Annotated in this window: 19 protein-coding genes; 12 read left to right on the top strand and 7 right to left on the bottom strand. The window is 50.2% G+C overall.

All coding sequences use genetic code 11. The features are described 5' to 3' along the window. Positions 1-51: 51 nt before the first annotated feature. From BBW69_RS01030 to yajC, 7 genes are all read right to left on the bottom strand, one after another. Entirely contained in the window at positions 52-939 is an 888-nt protein-coding gene (locus BBW69_RS01030) for an ABC transporter permease subunit (protein ID WP_188210120.1), read from the bottom strand. Then, positions 939-1,904, bottom strand: coding sequence for an ABC transporter permease subunit (locus BBW69_RS01025; RefSeq protein ID WP_188210119.1), 966 nt, complete (start codon positions 1,902-1,904; stop codon positions 939-941). The genes BBW69_RS01030 and BBW69_RS01025 overlap by 1 nt, the downstream gene beginning before the upstream one ends. Before the next feature lie 15 nt (positions 1,905-1,919). Further along, positions 1,920-3,044, bottom strand: a complete 1,125-nt coding sequence (locus BBW69_RS01020) for an ABC transporter ATP-binding protein (RefSeq protein WP_107996140.1) — start codon at positions 3,042-3,044, stop codon at positions 1,920-1,922. 274 nt (positions 3,045-3,318) lie between these two features. Further along, on the bottom strand, positions 3,319-3,588 hold the full coding sequence (gene rpsO, locus BBW69_RS01015; protein WP_002217790.1) for a 30S ribosomal protein S15: 270 nt from the start codon (positions 3,586-3,588) through the stop codon (positions 3,319-3,321). 222 nt (positions 3,589-3,810) lie between these two features. Then, the gene (gene secF / locus BBW69_RS01010) at positions 3,811-4,746 is read right to left on the bottom strand and encodes a protein translocase subunit SecF (RefSeq protein ID WP_003675715.1); all 936 of its coding nucleotides are present in this window, start codon (positions 4,744-4,746) and stop codon (positions 3,811-3,813) included. A 3-nt stretch (positions 4,747-4,749) separates the two neighbouring features. Further along, entirely contained in the window at positions 4,750-6,603 is a 1,854-nt protein-coding gene (gene secD / locus BBW69_RS01005) for a protein translocase subunit SecD (RefSeq protein ID WP_167395508.1), read from the bottom strand. Positions 6,604-6,678: 75 nt separating this feature from the next. After that, positions 6,679-6,945 (bottom strand): preprotein translocase subunit YajC, encoded by a 267-nt coding sequence (yajC, locus tag BBW69_RS01000; RefSeq protein ID WP_003675720.1) that lies wholly within the window; start codon positions 6,943-6,945, stop codon positions 6,679-6,681. Between the two features lie 127 nt (positions 6,946-7,072). Here yajC and BBW69_RS00995 point away from each other — a divergent pair, with 127 nt between their 5' ends. The 12 genes from BBW69_RS00995 (at position 7,073) to misS (ending at position 17,993) form a co-directional block, all read left to right on the top strand. Then, on the top strand, positions 7,073-8,146 hold the full coding sequence (locus tag BBW69_RS00995) for a histone deacetylase family protein (RefSeq protein WP_188210118.1): 1,074 nt from the start codon (positions 7,073-7,075) through the stop codon (positions 8,144-8,146). 239 nt (positions 8,147-8,385) lie between these two features. Next, complete coding sequence (locus BBW69_RS00990; protein ID WP_188210117.1) at positions 8,386-9,450, top strand: 2,3-butanediol dehydrogenase; 1,065 nt, start codon at positions 8,386-8,388, stop codon at positions 9,448-9,450. Between the two features lie 118 nt (positions 9,451-9,568). Beyond that, positions 9,569-10,711 (top strand): NADH-dependent flavin oxidoreductase, encoded by a 1,143-nt coding sequence (locus BBW69_RS00985; RefSeq protein WP_188210116.1) that lies wholly within the window; start codon positions 9,569-9,571, stop codon positions 10,709-10,711. 131 nt (positions 10,712-10,842) lie between these two features. Continuing rightward, positions 10,843-11,166: a histidine triad nucleotide-binding protein gene (locus BBW69_RS00980; RefSeq protein WP_188210115.1), complete on the top strand. Its 324-nt coding sequence runs from the start codon at positions 10,843-10,845 to the stop codon at positions 11,164-11,166. A 46-nt stretch (positions 11,167-11,212) separates the two neighbouring features. Continuing rightward, positions 11,213-11,416 (top strand): Sec-independent protein translocase subunit TatA, encoded by a 204-nt coding sequence (gene tatA, locus BBW69_RS00975; RefSeq protein WP_003753955.1) that lies wholly within the window; start codon positions 11,213-11,215, stop codon positions 11,414-11,416. A gap of 3 nt (positions 11,417-11,419) precedes the next feature. After that, on the top strand, positions 11,420-12,103 hold the full coding sequence (tatB, locus tag BBW69_RS00970) for a Sec-independent protein translocase protein TatB (RefSeq protein ID WP_188210114.1): 684 nt from the start codon (positions 11,420-11,422) through the stop codon (positions 12,101-12,103). 13 nt (positions 12,104-12,116) lie between these two features. Beyond that, positions 12,117-12,887 (top strand): twin-arginine translocase subunit TatC, encoded by a 771-nt coding sequence (tatC, locus tag BBW69_RS00965; RefSeq protein ID WP_107996145.1) that lies wholly within the window; start codon positions 12,117-12,119, stop codon positions 12,885-12,887. Positions 12,888-12,937: 50 nt separating this feature from the next. Continuing rightward, positions 12,938-13,546 carry a Maf family nucleotide pyrophosphatase gene (locus tag BBW69_RS00960; RefSeq protein ID WP_188210113.1) on the top strand — a complete coding sequence of 203 codons (609 nt, stop codon included), beginning with the start codon at positions 12,938-12,940 and terminating at the stop codon, positions 13,544-13,546. 8 nt (positions 13,547-13,554) lie between these two features. After that, a complete protein-coding gene (locus BBW69_RS00955; RefSeq protein ID WP_003675754.1) occupies positions 13,555-13,908 on the top strand; it encodes a DUF2069 domain-containing protein in 354 nt (117 codons plus the stop codon). Then, entirely contained in the window at positions 13,898-15,706 is a 1,809-nt protein-coding gene (locus tag BBW69_RS00950) for a PglL family O-oligosaccharyltransferase (RefSeq protein WP_188210112.1), read from the top strand. The genes BBW69_RS00955 and BBW69_RS00950 overlap by 11 nt, the downstream gene beginning before the upstream one ends. 190 nt (positions 15,707-15,896) lie before the next feature. Next, positions 15,897-16,574: a two-component system response regulator MisR gene (gene misR / locus BBW69_RS00945; protein ID WP_003675757.1), complete on the top strand. Its 678-nt coding sequence runs from the start codon at positions 15,897-15,899 to the stop codon at positions 16,572-16,574. 12 nt (positions 16,575-16,586) lie between these two features. Then, positions 16,587-17,993, top strand: coding sequence for a two-component system sensor histidine kinase MisS (gene misS / locus BBW69_RS00940; RefSeq protein ID WP_188210111.1), 1,407 nt, complete (start codon positions 16,587-16,589; stop codon positions 17,991-17,993). Positions 17,994-17,997 lie beyond the last annotated feature (4 nt).

Raw genomic sequence — 17,997 nt, 5'->3', positions numbered from 1 at the left:
CGATTTAAGAAAACAGGCTGACCCAGTCATGCGGTCAGCCTGCCTTGTTAGTTAATTTGCTTTCTCGGCAGCCAATTTTTCTTGGCGGTAGGCTTCCGCTGCCTCACGGTCGCGCTTGGTTGCCTGCCTCATCATCCAATAATTGACGATGATGACCAATGTTCCGATGATGCCGATCAGGATGGTTGCCAAGACATTCATCTGAGGATCAAGACCCAGCTTGATTTTAGAGAAAATCACCTGCGGCAATGTAGAAGAACCGGGGCCGGACAGGAAGGAGGTAATCACCAAATCATCCAAAGACAGGGTAATGCCGAGCAGAAAGCCTGAAGCAATGGCAGGGGCAATCAAAGGCAAAGTGATGACAAAAAAGATTTTCAGCGGACGCGCACCCAAATCCATTGCAGCTTCTTCGAGCGATTGGTCAAGCTCAACCAGACGCGAACGGATAACAACGGTAATGTATGCCATGCAAAGCGTGGTATGTCCTAAGAAAATAGTGAAAAAGCCCCGATCAAAATAAAGCGATTGCAGCAATTCGCTACCTTGCAGGAACATCTGCACCTGAATAATCAGGAGCAGCATGGACAAACCGGTAATCACGTCAGGCATAACCATAGGTGCGGAAATCATACCGGCAAACAAGGTGCTGCCGCGGAAGCGTTTGATGCGCGCCATCGCGTAGCCTGCCAACGTACCCAAAACGACGGCTGCAAGCGAGGAAACGGCGGCAATGCGCAGCGACAGCCAAGCGGCTTCCAAGATGGTGTCGTTTTCCAGCAATGCGCCGTACCACTTGGTCGAAAAGCCGCCCCAAACGGTAACCAGCTTGGATTCGTTAAACGAATAGACAACCAAAACGACCAGCGGGATATACAGAAACGCCAGCGACAACATCAGCATCAGCTTCAGGAACCAAGACAATTTGGATTTCTGCATTATTTGGCTCCTTCTTCCAATTCGCGGTTTTCATAATGCTGGAACAGCGCAATCGGCACGACCAGCAGCGCGACCATCACGACGGCGACGGCGGAAGCTAGCGGCCAGTTGTTTTGATCAAAGAATGCCTGCCACAAGACTTTACCAATCATCAAGTTTTCCGAACCTCCGACCAGCTCGGGAATCACGAATTCACCGACTGCTGGAACGAAAACCAGCATGGATCCTGCAATAATGCCGGTTTTAGACAGAGGCAGTGTAATCGTCAAGAACGACTTGACCGGTCCCGCACCCAAATCGGAAGCTGCTTCGAGCAGGCGGCTGTCCAGTTTCACCAGCTGCGTGTAAAGCGGCAGAATCATAAACGGCAGATAGGCATAAACCATCACCAAGTTCAATGAGAACGCATTGTAGAACAAATCTAATGGCTCACTGATAATACCCATCTTAATCAATAAGTTGTTTATGATGCCGTTATGCCCGAGCAAACCCATCCACGCATAAACACGCAGCAGGAACGATGTCCAGAAAGGTAACATGATGGCAAGCAGCAAACCATTACGGACAGAAGGATTGGCACGGGAAATCGTATATGCTGTCGGATAACCAACCAACAGACAAATTACCGTCGTAGTCAGTGCAGTTTTTATTGAAGACCAATAGGTCATCAGATAGATATTGCTGTTTTCGCTATCGCCGAAGGGATTCAGGGTATTCCAGAAATTTTGGAAAATATCGGCATAGTTTTGATAACTGATGGCGATATTCAAACGACCTAAATCTTCATCGATGCTGGTCAACGGCGTAAACGGCGGAATGGCGATTTCTTGTTCGGCAAAGCTGATTTTCAGCACGATGGCGAACGGAATCAGAAACAGCACCAAAAGCCAAATATACGGCACGGCTATGACCGCGCGCTGCCCCGGGCGGCGGAACAGTTTGTTTTTCAGTTTTTTAAGGTTCATCTCACTCCCCTTAAATCAACGGAACAACGGAGTCGGTTGGTTTTCCGGCCAGCTGATATACACGGTTTCGTCCCAAGTTGGCGGTGTAATGTTGCGCACATACCAGTAAGGTGCAGGAACTTGGCTTTTGACGACGCGGCCGTTGGCGAGTTTGATATGGTATATGGCGAAGCTGCCCAAATAGGCAATTTCTTTTACCGTGCCTTTTGCCCAGTTATAATCACCCAAATGATCAGGTTTTTCTTTATATAAATCAATATCCTCTGGTCGAATGCTAACCCAAAGGTCCTGCTCGCTCGGGCCGCCCAAACCATGATCGATACGGACGTGGTTTTCTAAACCTTCGCATTCGATGACGGCATAATCCGCATGATCTTCAATCACGACACCGTCAAAAATATTGGTTTCGCCGATAAACTCGGCAGTAAAGCGGCTGTTGGGATAGTCATACACATCGCTGGGGGTACCGACCTGCTGCAACTGACCGTCAGACATAATGGCAATGCGGGTTGCCATCGTCATGGCTTCTTCTTGGTCGTGCGTGACCATGATGCAGGTTACGCCGACTTGCTCCAGTGTATTGACCAATTCGAGCTGTGTTTGCTGGCGCAATTTTTTGTCCAACGCGCCGAGGGGTTCATCCAGCAGTAGAATTTTCGGACGTTTTGCCAGACTGCGTGCCAAAGCGATACGCTGCTGCTGACCACCGGACAATTGATGAGGCTTGCGCTTGGCATACTTGGTCATCTGAACCAAACGCAGCATTTCTTCCACGCGCGCGGCGATTTCGTCCTTAGGCATTTTGTCCTGCTTCAATCCGAAGGCAATGTTCTGCTCCACGGTCATGTGCGGGAACAGGGCATAGCTTTGAAACATCATATTGATGGGACGTTCGTAGGGTGCAAGTTTGGTAATATCCTGACCATCAAGGATGATTTTGCCCTGATTGGGGCTTTCCATACCCGCCAGCATACGCAGCAGCGTGGATTTACCGCTGCCGGAGCTGCCCAAAAGGGCAAAGATTTCATGTTGATAAATATCCAAGTCGATGTTATCGACAGCGTAATTGTCACCAAACTTTTTTACCAAGCCTTGGATTTTGAGATAAGGTTTGGCTGAGGACGCAGTGGTTGCGGTCATAATGGCAATACTCCAATAAAAAAACGAGTACCGGCAAAACGGATTTTCGAAAGGGTGATAAAAAGCTGTTTGATTGCTGGCGGGAGTTAAAACGTTTGATGCCGTCTGAAACTCTTGTAAAGCGCACGGGCAGCGTGAAATAAAAAGGGGTTCTAAAGAACCCTGTATTATATTAGTTTATAAGGTTTTAGGGTAATAAATATAGCCCGGGATTATCAACAGACTATAGAAAAAGAAAACACCGCCCGTTTCCGGGCGGTGTCGAAAAGCGCAATTATTTACGCAGACCCAAGCGGGTAATCAACGCACGATAAGTATCGGGTTGGGTACGGCGCAAGTATGCCAACAAACGGCGACGTTGGCTAACCATTTTCAGCAGACCACGACGGCTGTGATGGTCTTTAGGGTTAGCTTTAAAATGCGGGGTCAAATCATTGATACGGAAAGTCAGCAAGGCAACTTGTACTTCGGAAGAACCGGTATCGCCTTCTTTACGTTGGAAATCTTTAACGATTTGCGCTTTTTGTTCTACGGTCAATGCCATAATGAAAACTCCAAAAATATAAGAATCCTCATAGGGATTCAGACAAGTTTGCCAAGCCTGAAGACAACGGCAAACTCCCTATGCCCAAGATAGGGCAACGCGGCATTATGACACAGTTCCCGCATTTCTGCACAATATTTTAAGACCGTGAAAACAACCGTTAAAAATGCCGTCTGAAGCATTGTCTGCTTGAGACGGCAATGTTCAGACGGCATATGCGCTTCAGACCACGATTTCTTCTTTCTTCTTCGGTTCTTTACCGATATTTTCACGACTCAAGCCAAACATCAGCAAGAGCGGGCTGGCAACCAATACGGAAGAGTAAATACCAAACACGATACCGATGGTCAACGCCATGGAGAAACCGTGCAAGGCTGCACCGCCGAACACCAGCATAGAAACAACCATTGCCTCGGTCGAACCGTGGGTAATGATGGTACGACTCATGGTTGCAGTAATCGCGTTGTCGATGACTTCCGGCACAGTGTGGCCGCGCATATGCGACTTGCGGAAGTTTTCACGAATACGGTCAAACACAACCACAGATTCGTTCACGGAATAACCCAAAACTGCCAAGATACCTGCCAAGACAGTCAGCGAAAACTCCCATTGGAAGAAGGCGAAACAGCCGAGAATAATCACGATATCGTGCATATTCGCAATAATCGCGGACACTGCAAAACGCCACTCAAAACGCATGGACAGGTAAATAATGATACCTGCCACCACGAAGCCCAAGGCCATCAAACCATTGGTAACCAGTTCTTCACCAACCTGAGGGCCGATGAATTCGACTTGGCGCAAGGTAACGTCAGGATTGTCTTTTTTCAGCAAATCCATCACTTGGTTGGACAGCTGGGCAGACGTTACGCCTTCTTTATTCGGCAGGCGAATCATGATGTGTTTATTCGTACCCAATGCCTGAACCTGTACATCACCCATTTTCAGCGTATCGAGGCGTTCGCGCGTTTTATTTACATCAACGCCCTGCTGATATTGGACTTCCATCACCGTACCGCCGGTAAATTCGACGGAGAAATTCAGGCCTTTGGTCACCAAAAAGAACACGGCGGCAATAAACGTAACCAACGAAATAAAAGTCGTCAGTTTGCCGTAGCTCATAAACGGAATATCGCGTTTGATTTTAAATAATTCCATGTTTTACTCCTTGCCTTCTGCCATTTCGGCTTTCGGCTTCCATACCGAACCGATGGAAATATTTTGCAATTTGCGACGGCGGCCGTACCACAGATTGACCAAAGCACGGAACACGACCACGGATGAATACATCGAAGTCAGAATACCGATACAGTGCACAACCGCAAAACCGCGTACTGGACCGGAACCGAATACCAACAAAGCAATACCGGCAATCAGAGAGGTTAAGTTGGAGTCGACAATGGTCGCCCATGCGTGTTGGAAACCGAGATTGATGGCTTGCTGCGGTACGACACCCGCACGCAGTTCCTCTCGGATACGCTCGTTAATCAATACGTTGGAGTCAATCGCCATACCCAATGTTAATGCCAACGCAGCAATACCCGGCAGGGTTAACGTTGCCTGCATGGCAGACAAAATACCCACTAAGAACAAGATATTGGTACTCAAAGCGATGGTGGAGAAAAAACCCATCAAGCGGTAGTAAACCACCATAAATGCAGCAACAGCGGCAAAGCCCCACAAGGTAGAATGGAAACCTTTTTCAATGTTTTCTTTGCCTAAAGACGGGCCGATGGTGCGTTCTTCGACAATTTGCATCGGCGCAGCCAGCGAGCCGGCACGCAGCAACAATGAAGTATCGTTGGCTTCGGCAGTTGTCATGCTGCCGGAAATTTCTACACGGCCACCGGTAATGGCGGCGCGGATAACAGGCGCGGTCACGACTTCGGATTTACCTTGGTCGATCAACACCATCGCCATACGTTTACCCACATTCGCAGCAGTCAGTTCGCCAAAGATACTGCCGCCTGCGCTGTCCAAACTCAGGCTGACGGCAGGCGCGCCCATTTGGTCAAAACTAGGCTGGGCGTCATTAATATTATCTCCGGTCAGTTCAACCTGCTTGCTGATCAACAGGGTCTCCGGATGATCCCCGCCGCTTGAAAGCAGCTCATAACCTGCGGGAACATTACCTTCCGAAGCCTCGCGCAACTTAACAGGATCATCCTCCACCATGCGCACTTCCAAAGTCGCAGTACGGCCGATAATGTCTTTCGCCTTGGCAGTATCCTGCACGCCGGGAAGCTGTACGACAATACGGTCCAAACCTGACTGTTGGATAATCGGCTCTGCCACACCCAATTCGTTTACACGGTTATGCAGTGTAGTGATGTTTTGCTTCACCGCATCTGATCGTACTTTATTCACCGCCTCTTCCGAAAGCGTCAATACAATATTGCTGCCTTCTGAATTTAACGTTGCCTCAGGAAACAGCTTGCGTAACTGAGGCAGTGCCTTTTGCACATCACCTGCATCCTGCAAAGGAACAGTCAGACTGTTTTCAGTCTGGCGTACCGTACCGCTGCGGATTTTTTCGCGGCGCAATTCGCGGCGGATATCGCCGGAATAACGTTCGAACGTTTTCTGCATGGCGGCTTTCATGTCCACCTGCATGGTGAAATGCACGCCGCCGCGCAAGTCCAGACCCAAGAACATCGGATTGGCTTTGATTTTCGCCATCCACTCAGGACTGTCTGCCAAAAGGTTGAGTGCGGTAATATAACCTTCGCCCAAAGTATTTTCGATGATGTCGCGTGCTTTCAATTGCGTTTCAGTGTCTTTGAAACGCACTTTCAACGAATTGTCGACGACAAACATCCCATCAGTCTGAATACCTGCCTGTTTCAGTGCGGCATCTACTTTAGACTGGGTTTGATCATTGATAACAATAGCTTGTCGGTTGGTCGATACCTGTACAGCAGGCGTTTCACCAAAAAGGTTGGGCAGCGAATAAACAGCCGCAACCACAATCGTGAACGCAATCAGCAGGTATTTCCATAAAGGATAACGGTTCATGATAAACCTTTGCTTTATTTATAAAGGCAAACAGCCGCACTCGGAAAATGAGGCGGCTTTCCTAAAAAAACGGGATTATTCGGCTTTTGCGGCAATCGCGTTGCGCTCAACTTCCACTTCAATTTTCGCACCTTGTCCGATATCGACAGTATAGAATTGCTCGCCTACTTTGGTTACACGTCCTTTAAAACCGGCAGCCAAAACAACTTTGTCGCCGACCTTCAAAGCAGCCAGCATCGCTTGGTGTGCTTTAAATTTCTTTTGCTGCGGACGCATAATCAAGAAGTAGAACACCACCATAATCAACACTAAAGGAGCAAATTGTGCAACAGCTTGATTCATAATTTATCCGTTCTTTCTAATATGGTTGAAAATCGAGAGGGGTATATAATAACATAAGACCGTAAACAATATATCGGGTTTGCCGTCCGTACCGACCGTATATTGCAGCCTGCCCGTCCACAAACCCATGTCCTTGACCCGCCTAATCTTGAAATTCTATGCACTCTTGCGCCTTTTTTTGGGCAAAAACGCCCGCACCGCATGGATTTCGCATCCCGCCTGTGCCGGGCATGAACCCGGCGCAAACCATCCCGACTCTCCTGAACGGATCAGCAGCATCGAACAAGCCTTACGCCGCTCCGGTGTTTGGCAACACCTCCAAACCGTAGAGGCGGAAGAAATCAGCGACATGCGCCTCGCACTTGCCCATACGAGCAAATACCTGAACCGGTTGGAATCCTGCCGGCCCGAAAATGACAAGATTTTCCGTCTGGACGACGACACCGTTATCAGTAAAAATTCCCTGTCTGCCGCCCGTTTTTCCGTAGGTTCGGTCGTTCAGGCAATCGATATGGTCATGAACCGCCAAGCATGGCATGCCTTCTGCGCAGCCCGCCCGCCCGGACATCATGCAGGAAGCGGCAATGCAGGAGGATTCTGCCTGTTAAACAACGCTGCCGTCGGCACAATGTATGCCCTTGCCGAATACCGGCTGAACCGCATTGCCGTCATCGATTTTGATGTCCATTACGGCGACGGCACGGCAGAAATACTCAAAAACGATTCGCGCATCCTGTTTTTCAACCTGTTCGAAACCGACCTTTTCCCCTTCCCCGAAAACAACAATATGCCCGACGGAGACAACATGGTGCACCTACCCTTCCCGCCAGGGACGGGCAGCCGTGCATTCCGCAAAGCAGTCCGCAGACAGTGGTTACCGCGACTTGCCGCATTCAAACCCGAACTGGTACTGTTATCGGCAGGATTCGATGCACACCGTTCGGACGAATCCGGCAGGCTCAACCTGCACGAGGCGGATTTTGCCTGGCTGACATACAAAATCATTCAGACGGCATCGAGCTGTCCGGGTAAAATCGTATCCGTATTGGAAGGTGGTTATACCCTTGAATCCCTATCAAAATCTGCTGTCGAACATATACGCGTACTGGCAGGATTGGGAAAATCCGATACCGTAACCGCCTATCAGAAAAACTTATACCGCAACAGAAACAAACGGTTTACCAAACCCAAATCACTATAAGCATACCAACCCGACCATCTGTCCGCGATAACCATTATGATATAACTAAAACCATTCGGTTTTCAGACGGCAGCATTGCTTGACCTCACTCAAAAATAAAGCCATTCGTGCACTTAAAAAGATTTTTTGCAGTAAAATAACATCTAAATAAGTTTAACCCAAAACGGTTGCGATATTCCCCTTTCAACCGCCGCCTGCCAGATTCAGACGGCATACCTCTTAAGACAAGGAGCGTTACAATGAAAGCAGCACGTTTTTACAACAAAGGCGACATCCGCATCGAAGACATTCCCGAACCGACCGTCGCCCCCGGTACCGTCGGCATCAACGTCGCCTGGTGCGGTATCTGCGGTACCGACCTGCACGAATTCATGGAAGGCCCGATTTTCATTCCGCCTTGCGGTCATCCGCACCCAATCTCCGGAGAGTCCGCACCTGTAACGATGGGACACGAGTTCTCCGGCGTGGTTTACGCCGTCGGCGAAGGCGTTGACGACATCAAAGTCGGCCAACACGTTGTGGTTGAACCTTACATCGTACACGATGACGTACCGACCGGCCCAGGCAGCAACTACCACCTCTCTAAAGACATGAACTTCATCGGCTTGGGCGGCTGCGGTGGCGGCTTATCTGAAAAAATCGCCGTCAAACGCCGTTGGGTACACCCTATTTCCGACAAAATCCCATTGGATCAAGCTGCTTTGATTGAACCTCTGTCTGTCGGCCACCATGCTTATGTACGCAGCGGCGCGAAAGCAGGCGATGTCGCATTGGTCGGCGGTGCAGGCCCAATCGGTTTGCTGTTGGCTGCCGTATTGAAAGCCAAAGGCATCAAAGTCATCATCACCGAATTGAGCAAAGCACGCAAAGACAAAGCACGCGAAGCCGGTGTAGCCGATTACATCCTCGACCCGTCCGAAGTCGACGTCGTCGAAGAAGTGAAAAAACTGACCAACGGCGAAGGCGTAGACGTCGCATTCGAATGCACCAGCGTGAACAAAGTGCTGGACACCATGGTCGAAGCGTGCCGTCCGACTGCGAAAGTCGTCATCGTATCCATTTGGAGCCACCCTGCTACCATCAACGTCCACAGCGTTGTGATGAAAGAGCTGGACGTGCGCGGCACCATCGCCTACTGTAACGACCACGCAGAAACCATTAAATTGGTTGAAGAGGGCAAAATCAACCTTGAGCCTTTCATTACCCAACGCATCAAACTGGACGAATTGATTTCCGAAGGCTTCGAGCGCTTGATCCACAACAACGAATCCGCAGTAAAAATCATTGTTAATCCTAATCTTTAATCCTAAGGCTTAAAGAATAAACAGGCCGTCTGAAACTTTTCAGACGACCTGTTTACTTGATAAATTCCCGAATGGCCCAATTCTCTGCCAACCATTCATTTATCAAGAGTAAAACTCCATGAATCCAAAATACGCCCCATTCTTCCAAACATACACTCTTAATAACGGCGTAACCATCAAAAACCGCCTTGTCGTCGCCCCTATGACCCATTTCGGCTCACAAGCCGACGGTTTAATTAGCGACCAAGAGCGTACATTCCTCAAAAACCGCGCAGTTGATATGGGCCTGTTTATCACTGCCGCCACTTTGGTTCAAAAAGACGGCAAAGCCTTTCACGGCCAACCTGAAGCCACAGGTGAACACTGCCTCGACAGCCTGAAAGAAACCGCACAAATCCTGCAACAGCAAGGCGCAAAAGCGATTTTGCAAATCCATCACGGCGGTTCCAAAGCCATGGACAACCTTTTGGACGGTCTCGACAAAATCAGCGCTTCCGCCAGCGAGTCCGAACACGCACGCGAAGCAACCGCAGAAGAAGTCGAAGCACTCATCGCCTCTTATGCGCAAGCCGCAGATTTGGCACTTCGTGCCGGTTTTGACGGCGTGGAAATCCACGGCGCGAACGGCTATTTAATCCAACAGTTTTACTCCGCCCAAAGCAACCGCCGCAACGACCAATGGGGCGGTAGCTTGGAAAACAGAATGCGCTTCCCGCTGGCCGTTATCGATGCCGTGATTGCTGTCCGTGAAAAACACCAGCGCAACGACTTCATCATCGGTTACCGCTTCTCCCCTGAAGAGCCGGGCGATGACGGTTTAACCATGACCGAAACCGGCGCACTGATTGACGCATTGGTACAAAAACCGCTGCAATATCTGCACGTTTCCTTGTGGGAATTTGATAAAAAAATCCGTCGCGGCGGCGATACGGCGCAAACCCGTATGCAGTTTATCCACGACCGCATCAACGGCAAGCTGCCGCTTATCGGCGTGGGCAACCTGTTTACCGCCGACCAAATTTTGGCCGCCTATGAAACCGGCTGGGCGGAATTTATCGCATTGTGCAAAACCGTGATGATTAATCCGCACATCGCCACACAAATCCGTGAAGGCCGCGAAGATGAAATCGAAACGCAACTCGACCCGGCGCGCGCCGACCGTTACGGCTTCCCCGACACCTTATGGGAATTTGCCTCCAGCGGTACGCAAGCATGGCTGCCGCCGGTAAAAGATAAAGAATGGAACCCGGTCGATATTTGATACGGCGGCGGACAAATCCTTTCCTGTCTGGCAAGAAAGCCGTTCGCACAGAATCTTAAATTTATATTACAATCCCATCTCTTCCACGTTTAATCCGTCTGACTGCTTCTTCAGACGGCAACGGAGCCGTTATGGACAACTGTATTTTCTGTAAAATTGCCGCCAAAGACATTCCGGCGCAAACCGTCTACGAAGACGGGGATATGATTTGTTTCAAAGACATCCGTCCCGCCGCGCCGGTTCACCTGCTGCTCATTCCGAAAGTCCATTTCGACTCGCTGGCGCATGCCGCACCCGAACATCAGCAGCTATTGGGCAAAATGATGTTGAAAGTTCCCGAAATCGCTAAAGCTTCGGGACTGACCGACGGCTTTAAAACCCTAATCAATACCGGCAAAGGCGGCGGACAAGAAGTCTTCCACCTGCATATACACATCATGGGTACAGCCGTATAAACCGTTATTTCACAATCAACCCCTAATACTTACTTAAGGATACATCATGGGCAGTTTTTCTCTGACGCACTGGATTATCGTATTAATCATCGTCGTTTTGATATTTGGCACCAAAAAACTGCGCAACGTCGGCAAAGACCTCGGCGGCGCGGTTCATGACTTCAAACAGGGGCTGAACGAAGGCACCGATGGCAAAGATGCCGGAAAAGACGACGTAATCGAACATAAAAAAGACGAAGACAAAGCATAACGTATGTTTGATTTCGGTTTGGGCGAGCTGATTTTGGTCGGCGTTATCGCCCTGATTGTCCTTGGTCCAGAACGCCTGCCCGAAGCCGCCCGCACTGCCGGACGGCTCATCGGCAGGCTGCAACGCTTTGTCGGAAGCGTCAAACAAGAATTTGACACTCAAATCGAACTGGAAGAACTGAGGAAGGCAAAGCAGGAATTCGAAGCCGCCGCCGCTCAGGTTCGAGACAGCCTAAAAGAAACCGGTACGGATATGGAGGGTAATCTGCACGACATTTCCGACGGGCTAAAACCATGGGATAAACTACCCGAACAGCGGACACCTGCCGATTTCGGCGTTGATGAAGGCGGCAATCCCCTTCCCGATGCGGCAAACACCGTATCAGACGGCATTTCCGACGTTATGCCGTATGAACGTTCCGATACTTCCGCCGAAATCCTTGGGGACGGCGAGCAAACCAACAGCGCAGCCGAACCTTCGGAAACCGATAAAGACCGCGCATGGCGCGAATACCTGACCGCACCTTCTTCGCCTGCCGTACAGACCGTCGAAGTCAGCTATATCGATACCGCTGTTGAAACCCCTGTTCCGCATACCACTTCGCTACGTAAACAGGCCATAAGCCGCAAACGCGATTTGCGTCCTAAATCCCGCGCCAAACCTAAATTGCGCGTCCGTAAATCATAAAGAGGGCAATCCGGTGTCCGAAACACAAAACGAACAACCCGTCCAACCACTTGTCGAACACCTCATCGAGCTGCGCCGCCGCCTGATGTGGACGGTTGTCGGCATCTTAGTCTGCTTTTTCGGCCTAATGCCGTTTGCCCAACAACTCTATACTTTTATCGCCGACCCGCTGATGGCAAACCTGCCAAAAGACACCAGCATGATTGCCACCGACGTCATTGCACCATTTTTCGTGCCGGTCAAAGTTACCCTGATGGCGGCATTTTTAATTTCGCTGCCGCATACGCTCTACCAAATCTGGGCATTTGTCGCCCCCGCACTCTATCAAAACGAAAAACGCCTGATTACCCCGCTTGTCCTCTCAAGCGTCAGCCTGTTTTTCATCGGCATGGCGTTTGCCTATTTTCTGGTTTTTCCCGTCATTTTCAAATTCCTTGCCGGCGTTACCCCTGTCGGCGTCAATATGGCGACAGACATCGACAAATACCTGTCTTTTATCTTAGGCATGTTCGTTGCGTTCGGCACAACCTTTGAAGTTCCCATCGTCGTTATCCTGTTAACCAAAATCGGCGTGGTAACAACCGGACAGCTCAAACATGCCCGCCCCTATGTTATTGTCGGTGCGTTTGTCATTGCCGCAGTCATCACACCGCCCGACGTTATTTCACAAACCCTGCTTGCCATTCCGCTGATTCTCTTATACGAAGCAGGTATTTGGTTCGGACGCTTTTTCACGCCACACTCAGAACAGGATGGCGACATACAGCCTCCGGCAGAAGCCTGACCTTATGCCGTCTAAAACCCAAGCCCTTCGCCGCAGATTAAGGAACCCCTTTGAACACCCTTTACTTAGGTTCGAACAGCCCGCGCAGGATGCAGATCCTGACGCAGTTGGGCTACCATGTCATCAAACTGCCTGCCGATATCGATGAAGCCGTTAAAGCCGATGAAACACCTGCCTGTTACGTTCAAAGAATGGCGGCAGAAAAAAATCAGACGGCTTTGGCCCTGTTTCTCGAAACCAACGGCGCAATGCCTGATTTTCCCTTGATTACAGCGGATACCTGCGTTGTTTCAGACGGCATTATATTAGGCAAACCCCGCTCCCAAGCCGAAGCGGTCAAATTCCTAAAACTGCTGTCGGGCACCAGGCATACCGTCCTGACATCCGTCCATATCCACTATCAAGGCAATGCGAAAAACTGCCTCCAAACCAACCACGTCGCCTTCAAGCCCCTGAGTTCGGAAGAAATTTCCACCTATGTACAAAGCGGCGAACCGATGGATAAAGCCGGTGCCTACGCCGTGCAAGGCATAGGCGGTATCTTTATCCAATCTATCGAAGGCAGCTTCAGCGGCATTATGGGGCTGCCTGTTTATGAAACCGTTTCCATGTTGCAGGATTTGGGATACCGCTCCCCCTTATCTGCCCTTAAACCGTAAAGTACGCTGTGAACAAACAAACCGCTTACTTCCTTGCCTCCTTCAGCCTGATTGCACTGATTGCCCTATCCCTTTCTTGGGAATTATGGATTGCACCGTTACGCCCGGGCGGTTCGTGGCTTGCGTTAAAAACCCTGCCCCTCTGCCTGCCGCTTTCAGGCATCCTGAAGAAAAAAATCTACACCTACCAATACAGCTCCATGTTGATTCTGATTTATTTTGCCGAAGCCGTCATGCGCCTGTTCAACGCCTACCCCGCAGAAAAAATTTGTGCCGCACTGGCTGCAGCATTAAGTATCAGCTTCTTCACAGCCTGCCTGTCATTCGTCAAACAACACAAAAAAACCAACCATGTCCGTTGAAGCATCCGCTCCGAATCCAGCCGGCAAACTGCCGATTTATATATTGCTCTGTTTTCTCTGGATCAATATCGCCCCCTTCCTGTCGACACTCAGGACAGGACCGGCATCCGGCTTCTACCTTGAAGCCGCCTCTGCCGCCGGTCTAACCGTTCTGCTGTTTTTGACTGCACGGCAAAAACTGTTTAGCACAAAAATCCCGCCCCTCAGCTTTCTCCTGCTTGCAATGGCAGCATTCTGGTGGTTGCAGGCACGGCTGATGAATCTGATTTACCCCGGCATGAACGATATCGTTTCCTGGGTGTTCATCTTGCTCGCCATAAGCGCATGGGCGTGCAGATGCCTGGCTGCACGCTTCGGACAGGAACGCATCGTAACCCTGTTTGCCTGGTCACTGTTCATCGGAGCATTGCTCCAATCCTGCGTTGCCATCATGCAGTTTGCCGGCTGGTCAGATATCCCGCTGCTTCAAGGCATCATCGCTTATAGCGGAGGAACCGTAAACGGACAGCTCGGACAGCGCAACCATCTCGGACACTACCTCATGTGGGGGATACTCGCCGCCGCCTACCTCCACAGCCAACGAAAAATCCCGGCTCCCTACGGTGTAATCTGCCTGACGGTCATGACTGCCGTTTTAGGCCTGGTCAATTCACGCACCATCTTAGGCTACATAGCCGCCATATCCCTCATCCTTCCCTGCTGGTATTTCCATTCAGGCAAACCCTCCAGACGGATCATACTCAGCATGGCTGCGGCCATATCCCTCGCCGCACTCTTCCAATTCTCCATGAATACCCTCTTGGAAACCTTTACCCACATCCGCTATGAAACTGCCGTCGAACGCATCGGCAACAGCAGCTTTTCAGGCTCGTTGCGCCAAATCGAATGGAACAAAGCCATCGCAGCATTCCGATCCGCGCCGCTGTTCGGACATGGTTGGAATAGTTTTGCGCAACAAACTTTCCTGCTCAATGCCGAACAACACAATCTCAGCAACAATATCCTCAACGTCCTATTCACCCATTCGCACAACATCATTCTCCAACTCCTTGCAGAAACCGGAATCAGCGGTACACTTTTAGTGGCCGTAACACTGATGACCGGTATTGCCGGACTGCTGAAACGGCCCGGCACACCGGCCTCGCTTTTCCTGCTTTGCACCCTTACCGTCAGCATGTGCCACAGCATGCTCGAATATCCATTATGGTACGTATATTTCCTCATCCCGTTCAGCCTGATGCTCTTTCTCTCCGAACCAGGCACTTCAGACGGCATATCCTGTACGGCAGCCGCCAACCGTAGCATACAGGCTGCCTCCCTTATCCTACTTGCAGGGCTTCTGCACTTAGGCTGGACATACACCCAACTGGTTCGCTTCAGCACCATACGCCAGAGTGACAATACGCAAACCGTCCAAAAGAAAATCGACGGACTGCGCCACATCTCCGAAAACAGCCCCATGCTGTCCTACTATGCCGACCTTAGCCTCAGCAAACGCGCCTCACCGACCGATGCCGACATCCGGCCTTGGGCAGAAAAAGCAACCCTCAAATCACTAACTTACCGCCCCTACTCCAACACCTACCAAGTTGCCCTCTACCTCATGCGGCAGGGGAAAAATGAAGATGCAGAACAATGGATGCGTGCAACACAGTCCTATTACCCCTACCTTATGCCCTTTTACGCCGGCAAAATCCGGCAACACCACATGCTGGCACCGCTGCTGCCCGATTTGCTCAAAGACTGCAAAATTTTCGTCAACACGCCGCAACACCAGAAAGCACAATCCTGCGACTGATTCGGCCCAAACGAATACGGATGCCTACTGAAATGTAAAGCCCCTTGCAAAGCATTGCAAAAAACAGCAAATCCACCGGAAAATACGCTATCAAAAAACATTGCACCCGTGTTAAGATAAACCGTTAAACAATCGTTTCATGCCCCGTCTAAAACAGAACCGGGGCATACCATCACGAAAAGGAAACACCATGAGCCGCGTATTACTCGTAGATGACGACGCCCTACTGACCGAACTGCTGACCGAATACCTGAGCGCCGAAGGCCTGAACGTCCACAGCGTTCCCGATGGAGAAGCAGGCGTACAGGAAATCCTAAGCGGGCAATACGATGTAGTCGTATTAGATTCCATGATGCCCAAAATGAACGGACTGGACGTTTTAAAAAATGTCCGCACACAAAGCACCGTTCCCATCATCATGCTGACTGCAAAAGGCGATGATATCGACCGCATTATCGGATTGGAAATGGGTGCGGACGACTACGTGCCCAAACCCTGTACACCGCGCGAACTCCTGGCACGCATCAACGCCATCCTCCGACGTGCGCAACACAGCGGGGAACAAAACAACGTACCAAACAGCATCTCGGTCAGCGATGTTGTACTGTATCCGGCCAAACGCCAAGCCTCTGTCAAAGATACACCGCTCGAACTGACCAGTACCGAATTCAACCTGCTCGAAGTCCTGATGCGCCATGCCGGACAAGTGGTCAGCAAAGAGACCTTATCCGTCGAAGCACTTGACCGCAAACTTGCAAAATTCGACCGCAGTATCGACGTACATATCTCCAGCATCCGACACAAACTGGGGGATGCTTCCCTGATTCAAACTGTACGCGGCTTAGGCTACCTGTTTGTAAAAAACTGAAGCAACAGATAAATGAAACTGTTCCAACGTATTTTCGCCACATTTTGCGCAGTCATTGTCTGCGCAATCTTTGTGGCGAGTTTTTCTTTCTGGCTGGTACAAAACACCCTTGCCGAAAACCAATTCAACCAACGCCGCACCATCGAAACCACATTGATGAGCAGCATCATTTCCGCATTTCAGGCACGCGGAGACAACGGTGCGCGCGAAATTCTGACGGAATGGAAAGACAGCCCCGTTTCATCGGCCGTATACGTTATACAGGGCGACGAAAAAAAAGACATTCTAAACAGGTACATCGACGGCTACACCATAGAACGTGCCCGGCTTTTCGCAGCCAACAACCCGAGTTCCAACCTCGTTCATATCGAATATGACCGTTTCGGTGAGGAATACCTGTTCTTCATCAAAGACTGGGACAACCGTCAAGCCCAACGCCTGCCCAGCCCCTTATTCATTCCCGGACTGCCGCTCGCTCCGATTTGGCACGAATTCATCATACTGTCCTTCATCATCATCGTCGGCCTGCTGATGGCATACATCCTGGCCAGCAATATCGCCAAACCCATCAGGATTCTTGGCAACGGTATGGATAGGGTAGCAAACGGAGAACTTGAAACCCGGATTTCGCAACAAGTAGACGACCGTGACGACGAATTGTCCCATCTCGCACTGCAATTCGACAAAATGGTGGAAAAACTCGAAAAACTTGTCGCCAAAGAACGCCACCTGCTCCATCACGTCTCCCATGAAATGCGTTCTCCCCTTGCACGCATGCAGGCAATTGTCGGATTAATTCAGGCACAACCCCAAAAACAGGAACAATACCTGAAACGACTCGAAGGCGAGCTGACCCGCATGGATACGCTGGTCGGCGAACTCTTAACCTTGTCCCGGCTCGAAACCTCCAATATGGCTTTGGAAAAAGAAAAACTGAAACTCCTACCCTTCCTAAACAACCTTGTAGAAGACAATCAAAGCATTGCCCAGAAAAACGGACAAACGGTTACCCTGTCTGCCGACGGGAAAATTCCCGAAAACGCCACCCTATATGCCAATGAAAGTTACCTGTACCGTGCCTTCGACAACGTTATCCGCAACGCTGTCAATTACAGCCCGGAAGGCAGTACCATCCTTATCAACATCGGACAAGACCACAAACACTGGATTATCGACGTTACCGACAACGGACCGGGTGTGGACGAAATGCAGCTTCCCCACATATTTACCGCCTTCTACCGGGCCGACTCCAGTGCCAACAAACCCGGAACGGGACTGGGACTTGCATTGACCCAACATATTATTGGACAGCACTGCGGAAAAATCATCGCCGAAAACATCAAACCAAACGGGCTGCGGATGCGCTTCATCCTACCTAAGAAAAAAACCGGTTCCAAAACAGAAAAAAGTGCGAACTGACCAT

This window comes from Neisseria sp. RH3002v2f (assembly GCF_014596375.1).
In the GTDB taxonomy this organism is placed as follows: Bacteria; Pseudomonadota; Gammaproteobacteria; order Burkholderiales; family Neisseriaceae; genus Neisseria; species Neisseria cinerea.
This window is presented reverse-complemented; position numbering and strand designations above follow the sequence as displayed.